Source organism: Vulcanisaeta sp. JCM 16159, from assembly GCF_001316265.1.
Lineage (GTDB): Archaea > Thermoproteota > Thermoprotei > Thermoproteales > Thermocladiaceae > Vulcanisaeta.
This window is the reverse complement of the sequence record NZ_BBDN01000004.1, coordinates 128,343-145,349: the sequence shown is the minus strand read 5'-3', so window position 1 is coordinate 145,349 and position 17,007 is coordinate 128,343. Positions and strand designations below refer to the sequence as shown.

Annotated in this window: 27 protein-coding genes and 3 pseudogenes; 15 read left to right on the top strand and 15 right to left on the bottom strand. The window is 44.4% G+C overall.

Going from position 1 to position 17,007, the window contains the following annotated elements:
* The first annotated feature begins 43 nt into the window (after positions 1 to 43).
* From JCM16159_RS14825 to JCM16159_RS05065, 3 genes and pseudogenes are all read left to right on the top strand, one after another.
* Positions 44 to 367: a helix-hairpin-helix domain-containing protein gene (locus JCM16159_RS14825; RefSeq protein ID WP_243665957.1), complete on the top strand. Its 324-nt coding sequence runs from the start codon at positions 44 to 46 to the stop codon at positions 365 to 367.
* A pseudogene (gene radA, locus JCM16159_RS05070) lies at positions 364 to 1,117 on the top strand (DNA repair and recombination protein RadA). The gene JCM16159_RS14825 and the pseudogene radA overlap by 4 nt, the downstream one beginning before the upstream one ends.
* An 89-nt stretch (positions 1,118 to 1,206) precedes the next feature.
* Positions 1,207 to 1,563 carry an aspartyl protease family protein gene (locus tag JCM16159_RS05065; protein ID WP_054857141.1) on the top strand — a complete coding sequence of 119 codons (357 nt, stop codon included), beginning with the start codon at positions 1,207 to 1,209 and terminating at the stop codon, positions 1,561 to 1,563.
* Here JCM16159_RS05065 and JCM16159_RS18660 read toward each other — a convergent pair.
* Positions 1,560 to 1,685, bottom strand: a complete 126-nt coding sequence (locus JCM16159_RS18660) for a hypothetical protein (RefSeq protein WP_367834292.1) — start codon at positions 1,683 to 1,685, stop codon at positions 1,560 to 1,562. The genes JCM16159_RS05065 and JCM16159_RS18660 overlap by 4 nt on opposite strands.
* Complete coding sequence (locus JCM16159_RS05060; protein ID WP_243665956.1) at positions 1,685 to 2,866, bottom strand: radical SAM protein; 1,182 nt, start codon at positions 2,864 to 2,866, stop codon at positions 1,685 to 1,687. Before JCM16159_RS05060 ends, JCM16159_RS18660 begins: the two co-directional genes overlap by 1 nt.
* A gap of 156 nt (positions 2,867 to 3,022) precedes the next feature.
* Here JCM16159_RS05060 and JCM16159_RS05055 point away from each other — a divergent pair, with 156 nt between their 5' ends.
* The 6 genes and pseudogenes from JCM16159_RS05055 (at position 3,023) to JCM16159_RS05035 (ending at position 5,227) form a co-directional block, all read left to right on the top strand.
* Entirely contained in the window at positions 3,023 to 3,271 is a 249-nt protein-coding gene (locus JCM16159_RS05055) for a hypothetical protein (protein WP_243665955.1), read from the top strand.
* On the top strand, positions 3,271 to 3,459 hold the full coding sequence (locus JCM16159_RS05050) for a hypothetical protein (protein ID WP_054857139.1): 189 nt from the start codon (positions 3,271 to 3,273) through the stop codon (positions 3,457 to 3,459). The genes JCM16159_RS05055 and JCM16159_RS05050 overlap by 1 nt, the downstream gene beginning before the upstream one ends.
* Positions 3,423 to 3,992: an ATP-binding protein gene (locus JCM16159_RS05045; RefSeq protein WP_243665954.1), complete on the top strand. Its 570-nt coding sequence runs from the start codon at positions 3,423 to 3,425 to the stop codon at positions 3,990 to 3,992. The genes JCM16159_RS05050 and JCM16159_RS05045 overlap by 37 nt, the downstream gene beginning before the upstream one ends.
* An 85-nt stretch (positions 3,993 to 4,077) precedes the next feature.
* Positions 4,078 to 4,538 (top strand): annotated as a pseudogene (ribH, locus tag JCM16159_RS05040) (6,7-dimethyl-8-ribityllumazine synthase).
* Positions 4,539 to 4,685: 147 nt separating this feature from the next.
* Complete coding sequence (locus JCM16159_RS14820) at positions 4,686 to 4,877, top strand: hypothetical protein (protein WP_243665953.1); 192 nt, start codon at positions 4,686 to 4,688, stop codon at positions 4,875 to 4,877.
* Positions 4,874 to 5,227, top strand: a complete 354-nt coding sequence (locus JCM16159_RS05035) for an inosine/xanthosine triphosphatase (protein ID WP_243665952.1) — start codon at positions 4,874 to 4,876, stop codon at positions 5,225 to 5,227. The genes JCM16159_RS14820 and JCM16159_RS05035 overlap by 4 nt, the downstream gene beginning before the upstream one ends.
* A 74-nt stretch (positions 5,228 to 5,301) precedes the next feature.
* Here the strand turns inward: JCM16159_RS05035 and JCM16159_RS05030 are convergent, their stop codons facing one another.
* From JCM16159_RS05030 to JCM16159_RS05005, 7 genes and pseudogenes are all read right to left on the bottom strand, one after another.
* Positions 5,302 to 5,868 (bottom strand): DUF998 domain-containing protein, encoded by a 567-nt coding sequence (locus JCM16159_RS05030; protein WP_054857137.1) that lies wholly within the window; start codon positions 5,866 to 5,868, stop codon positions 5,302 to 5,304.
* 41 nt (positions 5,869 to 5,909) lie between these two features.
* Positions 5,910 to 6,416, bottom strand: a pseudogene (locus JCM16159_RS05025) (M24 family metallopeptidase); the annotation flags it as partial.
* 84 nt (positions 6,417 to 6,500) lie between these two features.
* Positions 6,501 to 7,100, bottom strand: coding sequence for an aminopeptidase P family N-terminal domain-containing protein (locus tag JCM16159_RS05020; protein WP_054857135.1), 600 nt, complete (start codon positions 7,098 to 7,100; stop codon positions 6,501 to 6,503).
* A 43-nt stretch (positions 7,101 to 7,143) separates the two neighbouring features.
* Positions 7,144 to 7,590, bottom strand: coding sequence for a hypothetical protein (locus JCM16159_RS05015; RefSeq protein ID WP_054857134.1), 447 nt, complete (start codon positions 7,588 to 7,590; stop codon positions 7,144 to 7,146).
* Between the two features lie 132 nt (positions 7,591 to 7,722).
* On the bottom strand, positions 7,723 to 8,511 hold the full coding sequence (locus JCM16159_RS05010) for a (Fe-S)-binding protein (protein WP_243665951.1): 789 nt from the start codon (positions 8,509 to 8,511) through the stop codon (positions 7,723 to 7,725).
* Positions 8,512 to 8,543: 32 nt separating this feature from the next.
* The gene (locus JCM16159_RS14815) at positions 8,544 to 8,681 is read right to left on the bottom strand and encodes a hypothetical protein (protein ID WP_243665950.1); all 138 of its coding nucleotides are present in this window, start codon (positions 8,679 to 8,681) and stop codon (positions 8,544 to 8,546) included.
* A gap of 84 nt (positions 8,682 to 8,765) precedes the next feature.
* Entirely contained in the window at positions 8,766 to 9,407 is a 642-nt protein-coding gene (locus tag JCM16159_RS05005; protein WP_243665949.1) for a hypothetical protein, read from the bottom strand.
* 132 nt (positions 9,408 to 9,539) lie between these two features.
* Between JCM16159_RS05005 and JCM16159_RS05000 the strand changes: the two genes are divergently transcribed.
* From JCM16159_RS05000 to JCM16159_RS04985, 4 genes are all read left to right on the top strand, one after another.
* Positions 9,540 to 9,965 carry a translation initiation factor IF-2 subunit beta gene (locus JCM16159_RS05000; RefSeq protein WP_054857132.1) on the top strand — a complete coding sequence of 142 codons (426 nt, stop codon included), beginning with the start codon at positions 9,540 to 9,542 and terminating at the stop codon, positions 9,963 to 9,965.
* A gap of 88 nt (positions 9,966 to 10,053) precedes the next feature.
* Positions 10,054 to 11,703, top strand: coding sequence for a radical SAM protein (locus JCM16159_RS04995; protein WP_243665948.1), 1,650 nt, complete (start codon positions 10,054 to 10,056; stop codon positions 11,701 to 11,703).
* Between the two features lie 71 nt (positions 11,704 to 11,774).
* Positions 11,775 to 12,485 (top strand): hypothetical protein, encoded by a 711-nt coding sequence (locus tag JCM16159_RS04990; protein ID WP_054857130.1) that lies wholly within the window; start codon positions 11,775 to 11,777, stop codon positions 12,483 to 12,485.
* Positions 12,461 to 12,907 (top strand): hypothetical protein, encoded by a 447-nt coding sequence (locus JCM16159_RS04985; protein ID WP_054857129.1) that lies wholly within the window; start codon positions 12,461 to 12,463, stop codon positions 12,905 to 12,907. The genes JCM16159_RS04990 and JCM16159_RS04985 overlap by 25 nt, the downstream gene beginning before the upstream one ends.
* On the opposite strand, the gene JCM16159_RS04980 is transcribed toward JCM16159_RS04985, so the two are convergent.
* Positions 12,897 to 13,325: a CBS domain-containing protein gene (locus JCM16159_RS04980; protein WP_054857128.1), complete on the bottom strand. Its 429-nt coding sequence runs from the start codon at positions 13,323 to 13,325 to the stop codon at positions 12,897 to 12,899. The two genes, JCM16159_RS04985 and JCM16159_RS04980, sit on opposite strands and share 11 nt — an antisense overlap.
* A gap of 412 nt (positions 13,326 to 13,737) precedes the next feature.
* Between JCM16159_RS04980 and JCM16159_RS04975 the strand changes: the two genes are divergently transcribed.
* On the top strand, positions 13,738 to 14,196 hold the full coding sequence (locus JCM16159_RS04975) for a hypothetical protein (protein ID WP_054857127.1): 459 nt from the start codon (positions 13,738 to 13,740) through the stop codon (positions 14,194 to 14,196).
* 331 nt (positions 14,197 to 14,527) lie between these two features.
* Here JCM16159_RS04975 and JCM16159_RS04965 read toward each other — a convergent pair whose 3' ends face one another.
* Complete coding sequence (locus JCM16159_RS04965; RefSeq protein WP_054857125.1) at positions 14,528 to 14,710, bottom strand: hypothetical protein; 183 nt, start codon at positions 14,708 to 14,710, stop codon at positions 14,528 to 14,530.
* Between the two features lie 257 nt (positions 14,711 to 14,967).
* On the opposite strand from JCM16159_RS04965, the gene JCM16159_RS04960 reads away from it, so the two are divergent.
* Entirely contained in the window at positions 14,968 to 15,198 is a 231-nt protein-coding gene (locus JCM16159_RS04960) for an AbrB/MazE/SpoVT family DNA-binding domain-containing protein (protein ID WP_243665947.1), read from the top strand.
* Positions 15,199 to 15,277: 79 nt separating this feature from the next.
* Here the strand turns inward: JCM16159_RS04960 and JCM16159_RS18655 are convergent, their stop codons facing one another.
* From JCM16159_RS18655 to JCM16159_RS04950, 4 genes are read right to left on the bottom strand one after another with little or no spacing between them, the layout of a single operon-like run.
* Positions 15,278 to 15,460: an FAD-binding oxidoreductase gene (locus JCM16159_RS18655; protein ID WP_367834315.1), complete on the bottom strand. Its 183-nt coding sequence runs from the start codon at positions 15,458 to 15,460 to the stop codon at positions 15,278 to 15,280.
* On the bottom strand, positions 15,457 to 16,557 hold the full coding sequence (locus JCM16159_RS04955) for an FAD-binding oxidoreductase (RefSeq protein WP_367834291.1): 1,101 nt from the start codon (positions 16,555 to 16,557) through the stop codon (positions 15,457 to 15,459). The genes JCM16159_RS18655 and JCM16159_RS04955 overlap by 4 nt, the downstream gene beginning before the upstream one ends.
* Complete coding sequence (locus tag JCM16159_RS18650) at positions 16,536 to 16,661, bottom strand: hypothetical protein (protein WP_367834290.1); 126 nt, start codon at positions 16,659 to 16,661, stop codon at positions 16,536 to 16,538. Before JCM16159_RS18650 ends, JCM16159_RS04955 begins: the two co-directional genes overlap by 22 nt.
* 41 nt (positions 16,662 to 16,702) lie before the next feature.
* On the bottom strand, positions 16,703 to 16,975 hold the full coding sequence (locus JCM16159_RS04950) for a 4Fe-4S dicluster domain-containing protein (protein ID WP_054857124.1): 273 nt from the start codon (positions 16,973 to 16,975) through the stop codon (positions 16,703 to 16,705).
* Positions 16,976 to 17,007: the final 32 nt, after the last annotated feature.

Genomic DNA, 17,007 nt, shown 5'->3' with positions numbered 1-17,007 from the left:
CTTAGTTTTTTAAGTAATAACCATTTATTTTCAAGTGAGGAGTATGCCAAAGGGGAAAAAGAAGGTGCAGGAGCAGGAAGTTGAGGAGGAAAGGGAGGAGGAACCCGATGAGGAAGTTGAGGATACAGAGGAGGAAAGCGGTGAGAAGGGTGCTGTTGTTACGGCAACCGTCAGCGGCGGTTATCCAGTGATCGATGTCGAGGAAATCGAGGGTGTTGGCAGGGTCACGGCTCAGAAGCTTAGGGAGGCTGGTTATAACACGGCTAGGGACGTGGCCTTCGCAAGCGTTAAGGAGCTTGCCGAGATACTTGGTAGCGAGGATAGGGCTAAGCAGATCATCGCCGCTGCCCAGAAGCTCATTGCTTGACGCCATTCATAACCGCCTACGAGCTTTACGAGAAGAGGAGGGGCATTAAGAGAATTAGCACCGGTGTTAGGGCACTTGATGAGTTGCTTGGTGGTGGTATTGAGACCAAGGCAATTACGGAGCTTGTTGGCGAGTTTGGAAGTGGTAAGACCCAGCTCTGTCATCAATTGAGTATTATGGTTCAATTACCCGAGGATAGGGGCGGCTTAAATGCTAAGGCGTTGTATGTCGATACCGAGAACACCTTCAGGCCTGAGAGGATAATGCAGATGGCTAAGTACAGGGGTTTAGATCCACAGGAGCTCTCAAGAATATTCTCTATGCCAGGGCTTACAACAGTGATCACCAAATGATGATTATTGAGGAGAGCAAGAAGATCATTGAGAAGGATAACATCGGTCTGATAGTCATTGACTCATTAGTGGCTCACTTCAGGAGTGAGTATCCGGGCAGGGAGAACCTAGCGAGAGACAACAGAAGCTTAACCACCACATTGCCCAGTTACTTAGGATTGCGGATATATACAACGTAGCCGTCGTCGTCACAAACCAAGTGGTTGCGCAGCCAGACGTATTCTTCGGAAACCCGCTTAAGCCTGCTGGCGGTAATGTGATTGCTCACGGAGCCACATATAGGGTTTGGTTAAGGAAGGGTAAGGAGAATGTCAGGATTGCCAAGATCTTCGACTCACCATACCACCCTGAGAGGGAGGTTACGTTTAGGATCACTGAGGAGGGTGTCGTTGATTAAAAATCAATCACCACCAAACACCGACTTAAGCGCGCATGTTATACTTCATGATTAAAACTATTTAATTTAAGGTAATTATGAATACCTTAATGGGTTTTGTTAAGGTTAGGGCTGGCATATTCAATCCATTAGCGCCAGAGAGGACCGTGGAGGTTGATGGTATTGTAGATACTGGTGTGATTTATACCGTCATACGCAGGGACATACTTGAGGAACTTGGAATAAAACCGAGTAGGAGAAGGAGGTTTAAGGCGCTTGGTGGTTATGTGGATAGTGATGTTGGTGATGCAGGATTAGTGCTCATGGGCAAGAAAAGGGTTGTACCTGTGATATTTGGCGAGACCGAGGACACGATGGTGATTGGCGTAACCGCACTTGAGATTCTTGGGCTTGAGGTGAATCCGATCAGGGTAACGCTTAAGGAGACTGAGCTATTGCTCCTTTAGGTATCGTTTATTCTTTCAATTAATGAATCCTCATCACCTAGATATCTAATGTCTATCTTCTTCTCAAAACTAATCAACTCAAAGTTAAGGCCCAAATCCCTTGCGTACCTATAAACCTCCATCAACTCCTCCCTACTTGGCCTCCTAGCAACTCCCTAAACTCTGGGTTGAACCTCGGTGAGTTAGGATCAGTCTCGTTCTCGGGCCTGTACTGATCCATAATGTTGACCAAGACCCCAGGCATGTTATCAGCAATCCACTTAAGCAATGGCTTTGAATCATCCTCAACATGCCCGGGCATTACCAAGTGCCTAATTATCATGTCCTCACCCCAATCATAGACAAGCTTATGATTCCTAGAAACTATTTCAAAATATCTAGGAACTCTTGATATTCTAAATGCACACTTATCACTATAAAATTTAAAATCTGGAATATGAATATCGACAATGACTCTTAATAATTTCATGACATCCACGGTCATGTAGAAGTTACTATTCCATAACATGGGCACATTAAGCTCATTTCCGTAGAACGCCCAATCCCTGGAGAAGTTGTAGGGTATGAAGTCTGCCTTAACCGAGAGCACGGCGTTGTATTCCTCATCACTCAGTTCATCAAGGACCTTAATGCCATCCCTGGCAATAAGTCTTATAGCCTCGACAATATTGTGCAGGTGTGGCGTTGGTTCACCACCAACCCAGTTAATATTGTGAACACCCTCAAGCCTAAGAATAACCGCTGCCGAAGCTATCTGCCTAGGATTCATTACAACACCATTAAACCTGTCCCTACTTATGTCAGCATTTTGGCAGAAGGCGCATCGGAAGTTGCAGGACGTGAAGAATATAGTCCCAGAACCCATCACACCACGGAGCGGTAACTCCTCACCAAGGTGGTGGAAGTATGTGGATACCCTACTCGTGGAGTCAAGCATACAGACGCCGAGCCGTTTGTTACCCATCCTATCGACCCTACAATGCCACTCACAGAATTCGCAGTGCCTAATCATTCTTCTAGTGATTTCGGTGACCAAGTCTAGCAGTGATGGTGATGCCTTGGGCATGTTCCTAATATCCACCTCATTATTTCTGACCCTGTGCCACAACTCGAGGAAGTCCTTTAGGGCCCTCTCGAACTCCCTCCACAGCTCACCCTCGCCTAACTCGGTTATTTTCTCGTTAACGGGTATTCGCGTGGCTATTAAGTACTTGGCTGGTTTCCTGTTAATGGCTACTTCATAGTACCAGGGCAGTTTATCCCTAATGTACCTCCAAATCCATAACCTTGAGAAAGCAAGCACTAGAGTTAATGTGTCATTGAGACTTTAAAAAACGCTTATAACGTGGCAAGGTTTATAACTACATACCTATGTAGTTACTACATAGGTATGTAGTTTCTCGACCGGCCAGCTGAAGACCCAAGTGAGCTGTATGATAGGGAAGCTGAGATTAGGCAATTGAGATTTTCGGCATTAAATAGGGCGGTCACATTGGTGGTTGGATTTAGGCGTGTTGGTAAAACATCGCTTGTTAAGGCCGCCACAAAGGATATGGTCAGGGTATACATTGATGCGAGGAGTTTTGAGGGCATGAGCTACATGACAATTAGGGACTTCCTAAGTGAGCTTGCGAAGTCCTTGAGTCAATTATTACCAATTAGCAGACGGTTGATTGATTTCTTAAGTAGGGTTAGGGTTTATCAATAATGTGCCTTACCATTGAGTTCAGCGGATTGGCTAGGGAGGTATCAATACCATCATTGTTCGATGCCCTTAATGACTGGGCATCATCAGAGAGTAAGCACTTGGTTGTGATAATTGATGAGGTGCAGGAATTGAGTAAGATGAGGGTTTCAATTTGTTACCGGTATTTGCCTACGTGTATGATAATCTGAGGAACATATCCTTCGTATTTGCTGGGTCGAAGATTGGCATGCTCTATAATTACCTGAGAGTTAATGATCCTGATTCACCACTGTATGGCAGATACATGAAGGTGATAGAGTTAAAGCCATTCACACGTGAGCAATCACTGGACTTCTTAAGGCGTGGGTTTAGTAAGGCGGGGGTTTCCATTGGCGAGGATATGATTGAGAGGGCTGTGGATGAACTGAACGGTATTGTCGGTTGGTTATCGCTATTTGGCCTTACGTACATCAACAACCCAAGGCCTGAGGCTCTTGATAAAACCGTGAACATAGCCTCGGGTATTGTTGAAGAGGAGTTTTGCAACTTCGTTAGGACCATGGGCTCGAGAAGGTATGTACTAGTAATTAACGTTCTTAAGCAGGGCGCCACCTGGTCTGAGGTTAAGAGGTATCTTGAGTTGAGGGAGGGTAGGTCAATAAGTGATGGTGAGGTTACGAAGCTACTCAGGAGGCTTGTGGACAATGGATTTGTGATGAAGGTTAATAATCAGAGTATGTAATTACTGATCCAATACTTAGGAGGATTAGTGATAGGGTTAGGTGTCGGGATTAAGCTTTAATTTTGGCCTGCCCTAACCATGGCGTATGGCGGATAGGGTTAGACTCGCGATTGTGGTTGCGGAGTTCAACTACGACGTTACATACCTAATGCTTCAAAAGGCCCTTGAACACGCCAGATTCCTCGGTGCCGAGGTTACCTACGTGGCCAAGGTGCCTGGCACGTATGACATGCCCATAATCATTGATGAACTGCTTAAGAGGATGATGTTGATGCCGTGGCGGCCATAGGCGCCGTGATTCAGGGTGAGACCAAGCATGACGAGGTCGTGGCTCATCAAACGGCTAGGAAGTTGATGGACCTATCCGTGGAGCACAGGAAGCCGGTTGGCATGGGGATAATTGGTCCTGGAGCTAATAGAATGCAGGCTCTGGAGAGGGCTGAGGAGTACGCGAGGAGGGCTGTGGAGGCTGCGGTTAAGTTGGCGAGGAGACTCGAGTTATTGAGGGGTAGTAAGTACGCGGGTACCACGGTATTCATAGAGTGAGGAATGACGTATCAAATTCACTGTGACTTTTGAAGATTTTTATGAGGTTCTAATTCAGCATTGGAGTCATTCTTCACCTGTCGGTAGGCGACTAAGCATCATCACGATTTAGAACCCTTATAACCCCTAGATTTATTTTTACTCGCTGTGATACTCGTAGCCCTTGGTTCAAGGAACCCAAACAAGGTTAGGGGCACAGAGTTGGCATTCAGGCTCGCTGGCTTTAGGGCCAACGTGGTCTCTATCGAACCACCTGGCGACCTACCCCCCGAACCATTGGCCTTGATGAGATCATTAATGGGGCAGTTAGGAGGGCTCAGTACGCGATTAATACCGTGAGGAATGCCGAGTTTGGTGTTGGTATTGAGGCAGGGATAATCAGGGTTAAGGGGTTCGAGGAGGGCTTTGATGTGACTATTGCGGCAGTGATTGATGGAAGCGGTAAGGTAACCCTTGGCCTTAGCCCCGGATTTATGATACCCAGGAAATTCATGAACGAAGTAATGCAGGGAGTTGAGTTAAACGATGTTGTTAGTAGGTATTATGGGGAACCCAACATAGGCAGGAAGTACGGGCTTATTGGCGCATTAACCAGGAGGTTCATAGACAGGGTCATACTAAATACAGAGGCTGTTTATATGGCGTTGATCCCCAGGATGCCGTGGAATGCGGAATTATTTAGGGGTTGATGGTTGGGCAGGCAGAGTGGAGGTAAGAATAATCTTACCTCTACTCTTCCAGTCCAGGCTTTGACATTTAATGATCACCTAATCACGTGCTTAATATCAAAATATGTCATTAGGGCTACCCATAAGTCTATCACCACTATTCCATAGGCCTCTTCGGTGGCTGCCGATGGCCATGGGACAATTAATGCTATTAATGGTGCTATGATGCCGAGAAGTAACGAGAACAGTCCAAGCCTTCTGTCCTTGGCCATTAATGAGCCTATGCCCCACGTGATTAATGCAATATCCATCTGAGTGAAGAACCAGGTTGATACGAAAACATGTGGTCTAGTCCCCTCGTGGTAAATCCCTATCAATGCCAGGAATAACCCTGCAATGAATACGAAGGCTGAGGCGAAATCCTCAACCTTATTCCTCGATACCAGTAATAGATTTATTGAGTATAGGTCAATGAATATTGACGTTATTATTAATCCATAGTTATAAATCCAGGGGTCGGTCGCGTACGGCCCACCCAAATCACTGAAGGCGTTTTTGGTAAATATGAACCAGGGATTAACGCTAATGCTAATGGCTATGAATAGCCAGGCGAGCACCGCAGCGATAATGCCCGTGTACGTTAGGAATTGCTTAGCACCCACGCATCAATTTAATTAATAATAGGCTTTATATGCTTAATGGGTTAGATCTCGACTACCAATGACTCGGTATCCCTCGGGTAATACGTTATTACCTCGACGTAATCCTCGTGAATAACCACGGTATCCGAGTGCCTAAACCCACCAAGGCCATTTATGTATATGCCTGGCTCGACCGTAACAACCATGCCCGGCCTCAGTACTGTTTCATCACCAACATCAAGGAACGGCGCCTCATGACCCTCAAGCCCCAGTCCATGCCCACTATGGTGCAGTAAGTACTCGATCACGCCAAGCTCCTTGGCAGTCTTTATAACGGCCCTATCAACGTCAGAAGCCTTGACCCCAGGCCTCAGAACATTTAACGCTGCATCCTGAAGCTTAAGTGCTATTTCGTGGTACTTAATCACGTCATTACTTGGTTTACCAACGAAGAGATTCCTTTCGAGTTCAGCCATGTAACCGCCAACGTCCGCCGTGGCGCCCGTTACCAAGGCATCACCAACCTTGATAGGCCTCTCCACACTTATTGAGTGCGGGTAAGCACCGTGCTCACCGACCTGGCCCCTAAAACCTGCGTAGGCTGGTACTCAGACCTCAAAGGCTTATACCCAGGCCCAAGGCCTTCTTCATCATTATGGAGGCGTCAAGTGAAGCCTTAGTGAGATCTCGTAGTCATACATGCCAGGTGCCGTGTAGTCCTGAAGCAGTGAGTGGGCGAGGTTCGCCCACTTGGCACTCTCCCTGAGCAACTCGATCTCTGCATCACTCTTTATTAATCTCATGGAGTAAATATCATCCGATATATTCACGAATTTGGCATTAGGCAATAAATCAGTTAGACTTGGCCCCTTATAGCCCCAGTAACTTACGTAACCTGGTAATGAATCATAACCAATGGTTGAACTATCCAGGTGTAATTCCCTGAGCCAGTCAGCGAATAGGCGTATTGGGTGCACCTCACCTGGGTAATCCCTATACGTGTACATCTTGCTCACGAGCTTCGTCTGGCTCAACACATGGTCTTTCTCAAGGAGCGGCACAAAGAGGTAAATATCGCCATTCCTACGTATGACAACGGCGGCCGGTCTCTCCGTCTGTAGGTAGTAGAATCCTATGAAGTAGGCAATGTTTATCGGATTAACTATGTACGCAGCCTCCAATTTCTTCTCATCCATAACACTATGAAGTAGGTTTAGTCTTCTCTCGAATTCCCTGGTTGGTACGGTATACATTTATCTTATTGATGCCCTGGGCCATTTTAATGAATTACCCCGCCTAACCGAATAGGTTAACCTCAGGCACGTTCTCCGCGGTGGCCTTTTCGCTAAGCACGTCATTACTAATCTCAATCACATACTTAAGCCTTGCAGTATAAACAACGTTATTACCCTCCTCACCGGTTGGCGTTAACGGTATCTCACCAGTAACCCTGGCATAACCCTTCTCCTCATTACCCCTCATCAACTTCCAAACCATATTAACGCTGTACTTACCACCAACATCCTTAACATCCCAAATCCTCTCGCCAGGTGTCAGGCCGTAGTCCGTGGAGAAGGACTTAACCAACTGCATGAAGCTCGTGCCTGAGTCGTCAAGAGGCACGGATAGGCCGGCCTCCCTGGGCCACCTCTCGAGTCTCTTCTTCCTTGCATCCTCGTTGGCAGACTTACTTATTTTTATCGGTACTTCCAGGTCCCTCTCATACACGGGTGTGAAGCTCATTAAAAACTACGCAGTGAAGCCGGAATAAAAACACTTTCTTAGACGGTAATCAGCTAACACCTTACTCGTCATTGGTCTGGACAGCCATCGCGTCATCACTGGTTATTGTTTTAATCACGTAATTATTTAAAACTACTCCACCTCGAGGACCTCATTAATATCGAGGACTTGAACCGCGCCCTCCGCGTTCCTACCTAGGTTTGCTAGGCATATTGGGCATACTGTTACTACGGTCTTTGATAGCATTGATAAGTGGTTGATCCTAATTTTAGCGATCTTTCTTGATAATTCCGGACTAAGTGACTCAAGTGGTCCTCCGCAGCATGTTGACGCCTCCCTCCCAGTTATCATGGGTGACTCCACGTGCTTAATACCTGCATTATCAAGTATTGATCTGTAAACATCATACTTATTCAAGTACCTTGCGTATAGGCATGAGTCGTGGATGACCACATCACCACTTATTCTAGGTCTAACCTTAATATTCTTTATCAGATCCAAGTAACTCACAACCTCGAAATCAAGCTTGAAGTAGTTTGGCGCAACATTTACTAACACGTTATGAGTATGGGGATCAATTGTTATGACTCTCTTAATTCCGTACTTCCTGAAAGTTTTAAGTACCGTGTTCTCGAAATATTCCAGGAATGCGTCTTCAGCACCAATTTCATGAAGTAGTGCGCCGCTGTATGGTTCGTCCTCATAGAGGAAGCCGAAGTTAATACCAGCCTTCATTAAGGCTTTGGCTATATTCCTGACTATGCCATTAGCCCTGTCAATATCGGACTTGTCGGGCTTTATCACGAGGCCCGCGAATTTAGATAGTACACCGCCCAGGCCAACCCTCGATACCGCACTCGCCAGGGTACTCAATGATGAACCCCTGACTTTCTCGATCCATGGCACTAACTCATTAATCATGGGCGCCATTTGGTATAGGCATGAGGTATAGATTATTGTGCTACCGCCCCTGGGTATGTTAAGGTCCTTTGCCCACTCACTGCAGTAGGCTTATCCATTGGTATTGGTAGACCATTAGCATTAAGGCTACCCCTCATTATCTCGATTAATGACTTGACCCAACTTTCCAAAAAGACTCACCAGGAATGTGGATTATTAACGTCTATTTAAGCATTAATTACAATTTATTGCAACACATAATGATTAATAATTAATCATTTCCCTTTAATGTAGATGTTTACCCTGGTCTTATTTATAACGGCATCGAGGTTACAATCACACTTAAGTAGTACTTTCATTAGTCCAAGTAGATAACCTCTGGTAAATGGCAAGCCAGCATCAAGATCGAATGGTTCTAATAATGATATGTTGACTGAATACCCATTCTTATCGGAATTCATGACTATGTCTTCAATGCCTCTCACGAGGTTCATAACCACGAGCATGTTTATCGCTGTTTCAAGCACCTTATTCATTGCGGCATTTGATGGTATCTCATACTTAGTCCTAAGCATTGTACTTGCCATTGACAGACCCATTTCATAGCCAAGCTTCGTTAGAAAGGCATGAATCTCACCACCACTCTGAACCATATGCATTAGTATGCTCCTGAGTATCTCCTTGTCAAAGCCCACCAACTCCATTGGCGCCTCGTGGCTCGCCCAAATGTCGTAGATTCCGTTAATGCTCTTAAGCTTATCAAGGGCACTTATTGGTAGGGAGTCACTAAGTCTCATGGCTATTACCCTCTCGGTCTCCGAGGGTATGGATACGAAGACCCACTCGATGCTTGCATAGTCCTTAATAACGCCGGTTATTTCGTGAAGCATTCCACGCCTATTGGCGGTCTTAATCACGAGTAAGGTCATTAATGATTTATTAAAACACAGAGACTTTAAACCAGACTGATCGTGGACTCAATAAACTATATTAATTAATGTATCGCGAGGTAAGAATTTATTAAGGTAATAGTTTTCTTCAATGTAGGTATGTCCAGCGAGGTTAATTATGATGAGCTTTACATGAAGTTGCTGGATAAGGCATATACATTGATAACGCCAAGAATCCAGAGAAGACAGGAAATACCTAGATTGAGCATTCAAGTTCAGCCCAAGAAGACCATTATCCAAAACTTTAGGGAAGTGGCCCAGAGACTTAATAGGGACCCAACTCACATAGCCAGGTTCTTCCTCAAGGAATTAGCGTTGCCAGGTAACATCGAGGGCAACACCCTTGTCCTATACGCAGAGAGGAGCCCGAGGACCCTTGAGGCCGTTTATGAGAGGTACATTAAGTTCTACGTTGAGTGCCCAGTGTGTCACTCAATAGATACCTACCTTGAGAGGGACGGCAGGATATACGTACTCGTGTGTACCGCCTGCGGTGCGAGGACTCCGAGGAAGGGTATTAGCTAACTTTCAATTTCTCTGTTAAAGTACTTGTAATCAATAGTTTATATTGATGAAGAAGGGTTTTTATTTACTACAGGTATGCAGTAGGTTTGTGTCATTTGGTGGATACCCAATCGTTTTAACGGGTGAAATCGCAACAATGAGTGATACGCACGGGTCATCCGTTGTCGGATTCGCAAGTGCAATACCGGAGAACTACTTCAGGGATTGGGTCGCCCGTAGGTTCTTCAGGGTCAAGAGTGATAGAAATGGCAGGGTTTTTAGAGCGCCTTATGGCTTAGCTAAGGTTGAGGCTGCGCTGCTTGCCCATGGATATACTAGGAATGATGTTATTATTGCCGATCCTTATAAACTCGATAAGGTTATTGGATCAAATACGCGTATAATTGGTATTTACGTAATGGACCCACTGGGGTTAAGCTACGGTTCCGGGATCCTTTACTGGATCTTAAAACTTGCGGATCTACCATACAGGGGCCTACCCTATATTGCGAAATCCTTCTTTCAAGTAATTAATCATCCAGCCATTAAGAAAAATAGAAATCACGTAAAGATCGTTGTCGGCGGCCCCGCCGGTTGGCAAATTATTGATACTGGTAAGCAGGGTGAGCTCGGTATTGATGTCGTTTATGAAGGTGAGTTTGAGGAGGATGGGCCTCAATTATTTGACAAGTTAATGAAGGGTGAGCTTGTTCCAAATAGGGTTGTGGCACATAGGCCAGTGCCTGTGGATATGGTCCCAACTATCGTGACCCCATCCATTGGCGGTATGGTTGAGGTCACAAGGGGTTGTGGTAGGGGTTGTCAATTCTGCACGCCAACGCTTAGCGGCATGATTAGGTCATTCCCATTCGAGGGCCACATTGACAAGGAAATTAAGCTAAACATTGAGGTTGGTGGCTTCAAGGAAATAACACTCCATAGTGAGGAATTCTTTAGATACGGCGCGAAGGGCATTGAGCCGAACCCTGACAAGGTTCTAGACCTTACCAAGAAGGCCTATAAGCTAGTTAAGTCCTATGGAGATGATTATGAAATAACCACGGACTTCACCACGGCGGCTGTCGTTAAGTACGCACCTAAGATGGTTAAGGAGGTCTCGGAATACATGAATGAGGGCGGCACCTGGCACTTCATTGAAATGGGCATTGAGACAGGATCACCTAGACTACTGAGAATGTTGATGGCCGGTAAGGCATTGCCATACAAGCCCGAGCAGTACCCAGACGTTGTTGAGGAGGCCATTGGGATACTTAATGATAATCACTGGGTGGTTGTCGGCACGATAATCCTCAACCTGCCAGGTGAGACCGATGACGATGTTATAAAGAGCCTTGAATTACTTGATAGGCTGAAGAAGCTTAGGGTCCTCACGTTCCCACTACCCTTCATACCAATGGGCGCACTTAGGAAGAGGGACTTCACGGTACTGGATAAGTTACTTGATGATCCACTTAGGCGCGAGTTCATTCTTAAGGCGTTCATAAAGTCATTTGAGGAGGCGAAGTCGTTTAGTGACTTAATAACCAGGAAGGTTGAGAACTTCGTTGTTAAGAGACTCATTAAGTACATAGCCGTTAGTAGCTTCAACCTAGTGCTTAAGAGGTATAAGGAGAAGCTTGGTTCGTTATTTGAGCAGTACGGCGAATTCAGGGAGAGAATTAAGGAGGAGTTGAACAAGGCCGTTATATCAGTAAGGATAGATAGGGATTTCGATGAGCAGGGTAATAATGTATCATAAATGCCCCATCCCCTTGCCTTAATTATTAATAATTAGAAACCTTGATAAGGGGGTTTTAATAAAGATTTCACGTGGGAGTTAATAATAGGCCCATTGAGGAATTAGATGCCTTAGTTATCAAGAGGGCCTATTATGTGCTTGGTATTAGTATAGCTGGCCTATCATTAGTAATGATTAATTGGTTAGGTCTATCGGTCATGATGTATAACGTAATGACGATAAAGAAGATAGCACTTAATGCTGTATATTATGTGGTTCCCATGGCCACGGCAATGATCGGCTTCGCGGCAACGCAGTTGCCAGCCACATTCCTATTCAGTAGGCTTGGTAATAGGGTCTCCATGTTTCTGGGTTTATTATTCAATGGCATATCCCTCGTATTCTCAACCACCAATAGCTATTATACAGCCCTATTCCTCAGATTCCTGGCGGGTATGGGGCTTGGTCTGTACCTAATACCGTCACTACTATTAATACTTGGTTGGTGGAGCATCAGAGGATTAACCAGGTGGGTCCAAGTCGTCTATTTATCGTCAATAACAATGCTCATGTTACTCTCATCGCTAATGAGCATATGGGTAACACAGAGCGTGGCAGTATACCTGGGCTTGGTATCCATAGCCCTCGCAATCCTCATACTGCTCACAATGAAGGACGCGGTAATAATTAAGAGTGTCTCAATAATGGCGGTAATGAATAACCCAGATGTGCTGATGTTATCCATAGCCTTCTCAATACCCTGGGGCACGTACCTAGCATGCTTCCCCTTACTCTTAATGTAAGTAATTACCTGGGTATTGTTGAATTAACGATACCGCTAGCTCTAACGCCATTGTTCTATAGGTTCAGGCATTCGTTAAAGATTGAGAGACGCAGGGTATTGCTTTACTTAACCATGGCCCTAGGCGTGGTTGTAATGCCGATGGGGTTAACCAAGGTCCAATTATTCATTCCAGTGGTCATAGGTTTCATATTCACGGTGATCCTGCTCCTAACGCTATACCTTGTACATGACCTAGTCAGCCCAATACTAATTGCACAATCCACTAGTTACCTATTCACAGTATCATCAATAATAGGCTCAATAATGAGCATGTTCATGGGATACGTAATACAGTACCTCGGTATACTTGGTTGGATAATTACTGGGATTTTAATAATGACCTCATCACTTATTTATAGAATACTAAAGATCACTCTCTAACCTTCGGGTACCTATCAAGCCTCGCAACCTCCCTAACAGCCTCCAAGTCACCCAATAAATCCCTAATGGAGATGACGCCGACCACCACATCATTATCATCAACCACAATAACATGCCTAACCCTGTAATTAACCATTAGGGAGGCGACAGTGCTTATGGAATCATCAACCCTAGCCCTAACAACCCTAGGACCCATGGTACCAACCTTACTAACGGGTGTATCAAGCGGGAGCCTATTGGCCAAGGCCCTAATAACATCACGCTCAGTTATTATACCACGCAACTTCATACTATTTAAATCCTCAACCACAACCACAGAGCCAGTATTCTCCTTAGCCATCAAATCCACGGCCTCGATAAACGGCCTATCCTCAGTAATAACCAGGGGTCTTTTTCTAACGAGATCAATTGCCTTCATGCTCCACTAGAAACTAATTAAGTTAACTAATTAATAAGCATTATTACAGGTCTATGTATATTATGCATTATATACGTAAAGCTCCATCCAAATTTTTACATAGTATAGATAAATATTTATATGAATAATTAAGTAATTAATATAGAAACCCAAGGCTTATAAGGACTGGACAGCCAGTGACCTAAATGATGAGTAGGGACCTCGCCGTTCAGATAAATGACGAGTTTGCCGAGTGCTGAATAATCATTATTGAGTAATTCTTTCAGCTTATCAACACCTATCTATTCCTCATACTCTATCCCTAAAGAATATTCTTTATAAATTGAAATAATAAAATAGAAAATAAAAAAAACAAAGTATATCAAAATACTACAGAGACAATATTTAAAAACATTAAATATAGTCTATTATTATGACGAGGAAAACCCTAGCACTAGTACTACCCGCGCTGCTACTCGTAGTAGCACTAATGGCAGGAACAACAATGGCAATACAAGTAATAAAGATAAAGCCAGACACACCAGGCGTAACAATAATCAAGGAAGTAACAACACTAAAACTAAAGACACTACCACCAACCCACAGAATAGACCCAATAACATTACCACCTAACACAGGTGTATTAATAGGTCCATTTACATTAAATTCAGGGCAAGAACTAGGAATCTATGTAATATGGTCACCATCTTCTGCAACACTACTAATTGGCATATTAAATGCCCAAACAAGTACTGGTTACGGTGCTTATGCGACAGGAGGCTCTGCCGCCTATGTTTTTAATCCGGGGCCTGGATCTTGGTACGCAGTAGTTTTCAATGAAAGCCCATATACTGTTAGCGCAACAATTTATATCTTTATAATATCACAATGACACCCTAAATGTCATTTAGTGGTGTCAATACTAGTAAAATTATTCTTTATAAGGTCATTATTGTTTATATATTCAACATTGTATTTATAACTAATAATATTATTTGTATTATTGATGCACGAATATACAAAAATACTACCATTATTCAGCTTTGTAATATTACACTTCAAAAAAAGATAACGATGATTCATTGATTTTCTTATATGTATCAATATAACTACTTAAAAATATAATAGATATAGACATCGTAACCATTATAGCTAACGCAATTAATAGTATCATTATTTTATTATTAAATGCTTTAGGTCTTTCAATATTTCTACGACTTATACTATTTTCTTTCATTTTTTTCGTCTTTTATTAGTATTTTGTTTAGGTTTATTTTGTCCATTGTTCCTATGTAGTGCCAAGTATTTCCGTGCTTAATGTACACGTAGTTTCCTGCCTTTATTACCACTGTCCCTGGTCTACCGCATCTTGGGCATACTCCTGTGCCTATCGCTTTGCTTGCCATTTTTGTTCTTTTTTCAATCCCTAATTTAAATTCCTTACCTCTCTTTTTATCGTGAAACCACTATTACCACCGAGCATGTTGGTGCTTTTTTCAATTTTGGTTCTCGGTAGTTTCACGAGGCATTGCTTAAGTGTGGTAGTGCTGTGAAACTGAACGGTGATAGGCATGGCCAGTAGGGTGGCTGTACGTAGGAGGATGAGGAGGTTTGATGTGACGACGCTACCACTCGTGGTTAGGTTTATATTAATAACCAGGTCTTGTTACCAGCCAGTTTAGTTAAGGCCCTGGGTATTACACAATTGAAATTCGCAGACATAGAAATTGAGTATAAGGGCTTCGTGATTAAGTTGAGTAATGTTAGATTGTTGAGGACTAGACATACGAACTCTAGGCAATTCACTATACCGAGGCGTATCAGGGAATTATATGGTGTTGGCCCTGGCGATGTTGTTAAGGTATTGTCCATAAGGCCCTCCAATGTAGGCTAGTAACTATCCTGGGATTACATGTAAAATTAAACCTAATAATTCTGTAAACCCCATAAGGTGCTTCATTTTGTTGATTTAACTAGTCGAAGATCTTACCTGGGTTAAATATTCCGTAAGGATCGAAGGCTCTCCTAATATTTTTCATTAATTCGATAACCAAATCACTACGACCATTATTCCTACTACCTATTGCCCCCTTTAACAACTCCTTCTTCTGTGTCCCAATACCGTGCTCCGCGCTGACCGTACCATTAAGCCTTATGGCGAGACTACCAACGTCCTCAAAAAAAACCTCATTACCCTTTCAACCTCATCCTTATCCGAGCGCCTAGCCCAAATCGCTGGATGTAGATTACCATCACCAATATGTCCACCAAGCATCATCTTAACGCCGTATTTCTTACTTAGTTCCTGGAGTTCCCTGACGGCCTCGGGCAACTTGCTCATTGGTACTGCAATATCCTCAATGAGGAGGAAGGCGTCCATGCCGTAATCACCAAAGGCAGCCTTTAACTGGGCGGAGTACAGCATCTTCCTTGGCTCCAGTAACTTTGAGAAGTCCTGCCATGTTAATGCCTTGCCGATAATCTCACCACCATTTAATACAATGGCATTACTGAGCTTCATCAATACCCCTTGCTCACTACCTGCGTAGGTATCAACCCCAATCCACAGATAGTACCTAGGCTCTAAATTGAGTAATTGCGCCGTCTTATCATCAACGAACTCCGTAACCATGGGCCACAACCTATCTCTCCTAACCTTAATCACCGCATCGACCAGGGATTCCGCGTTGCCGAACCTAGCCATTATACCCACGAAGGATTCCGGCAGTGGTGCTAATCTTAATGTCGCCTCGGTTATTACACCCAGTGTGCCTTCAGACCCAATAAATAGCTGGACTAGGTTATAGCCCTCGCGACACTTAACCGTCCTACAACCAATCCTGACAATATCGGCTGTGCCAATCACAGCCTCAAGACCAAGAACCCAATGAGATGCTGGGCCATACTTAGCACCACGCATCCCACCACCGCCGTTACTAATTACGCCACCCACGGTCGCGGACTTAGACGATGCCGGATCAACGGGCCACTGAAGGCCGTAACCCATCAACTCCAGGTTTAACTCATCAACCTTAATGCCGGGTTGAACCCTCGCGTACCAATCAATGTCTGAGACCTCGATTATCGAGCTCATCCTCTCCAGGGAGACAATTACCGTATTCTCAAGCTTTGGTGTTGCATTACCGGATAGGCTTGTTGATGAGCCGACAGGCACAATCTTAAAGCCGTGGTCAATGGCGAGCTTTACGACCTTAACCACCTCATCAACACTCACAGGCTGAACAACAGCCATTGGTTTAACACCAACCTCCGAGGATGCATCATGCTATATAGGGCCAGTATATGCGGCTCAGTGAATAGCCTATCCTTAAACACGGCCTCAAGCTCCCTAATCACATCACCCTACTCTGGGACATGCCTATCATCTCGAATCACCACTACTTAAGTATTGTCTCAAGGATAATTGCCTTGAAACCATGTATTACATCCGCAATCCTAATACCCGCTGGGCACTGGGTATCGCAGGCTGCGCAGTGCAGGCAGGTCATTATTGGGTTAATAACGTCACTATTAAGTCCCACGTCCTTACCCTGCCCAAAACCATTCTCTATCAACGCCTTAATGAGGTTGATCCTACCCCTGGGTCCATAGGCCCTACTGCGTAGGACATTGAATGTTGGGCATGGGAACTCACAAAAGCCGCAATACATGCATTTTTTTAACTTCCTCGTGAATCTCCTTA

What these genes read in the sequence shown, in the direction of transcription:
- JCM16159_RS05015 (WP_054857134.1), bottom strand. Translation starts at nt 7,590, where the DNA reads ATGAGCTTCACACCCGTGTATGAGAGGGACCTGGAAGTACCGATAAAA.
- JCM16159_RS04985 (WP_054857129.1), top strand. Translation starts at nt 12,461, where the DNA reads ATGCTTCCCCTTACTCTTAATGTAAGTAATTACCTGGGTATTGTTGAA.
- JCM16159_RS04975 (WP_054857127.1), top strand. Translation starts at nt 13,738, where the DNA reads ATGACGAGGAAAACCCTAGCACTAGTACTACCCGCGCTGCTACTCGTA.
- JCM16159_RS18660 (WP_367834292.1), bottom strand. Translation starts at nt 1,685, where the DNA reads ATGGAGGTTTATAGGTACGCAAGGGATTTGGGCCTTAACTTTGAGTTG.
- JCM16159_RS04980 (WP_054857128.1), bottom strand. Translation starts at nt 13,325, where the DNA reads ATGAAGGCAATTGATCTCGTTAGAAAAAGACCCCTGGTTATTACTGAG.
- JCM16159_RS14825 (WP_243665957.1), top strand. Translation starts at nt 44, where the DNA reads ATGCCAAAGGGGAAAAAGAAGGTGCAGGAGCAGGAAGTTGAGGAGGAA.
- JCM16159_RS05065 (WP_054857141.1), top strand. Translation starts at nt 1,207, where the DNA reads ATGGGTTTTGTTAAGGTTAGGGCTGGCATATTCAATCCATTAGCGCCA.
- JCM16159_RS05000 (WP_054857132.1), top strand. Translation starts at nt 9,540, where the DNA reads ATGTCCAGCGAGGTTAATTATGATGAGCTTTACATGAAGTTGCTGGAT.
- JCM16159_RS04965 (WP_054857125.1), bottom strand. Translation starts at nt 14,710, where the DNA reads ATGGCAAGCAAAGCGATAGGCACAGGAGTATGCCCAAGATGCGGTAGA.
- JCM16159_RS05020 (WP_054857135.1), bottom strand. Translation starts at nt 7,100, where the DNA reads ATGTATACCGTACCAACCAGGGAATTCGAGAGAAGACTAAACCTACTT.
- JCM16159_RS04955 (WP_367834291.1), bottom strand. Translation starts at nt 16,557, where the DNA reads ATGGCTGTTGTTCAGCCTGTGAGTGTTGATGAGGTGGTTAAGGTCGTA.
- JCM16159_RS05010 (WP_243665951.1), bottom strand. Translation starts at nt 8,511, where the DNA reads ATGATTAATGAGTTAGTGCCATGGATCGAGAAAGTCAGGGGTTCATCA.
- JCM16159_RS04950 (WP_054857124.1), bottom strand. Translation starts at nt 16,975, where the DNA reads ATGTATTGCGGCTTTTGTGAGTTCCCATGCCCAACATTCAATGTCCTA.
- JCM16159_RS05050 (WP_054857139.1), top strand. Translation starts at nt 3,271, where the DNA reads ATGTGCCTTACCATTGAGTTCAGCGGATTGGCTAGGGAGGTATCAATA.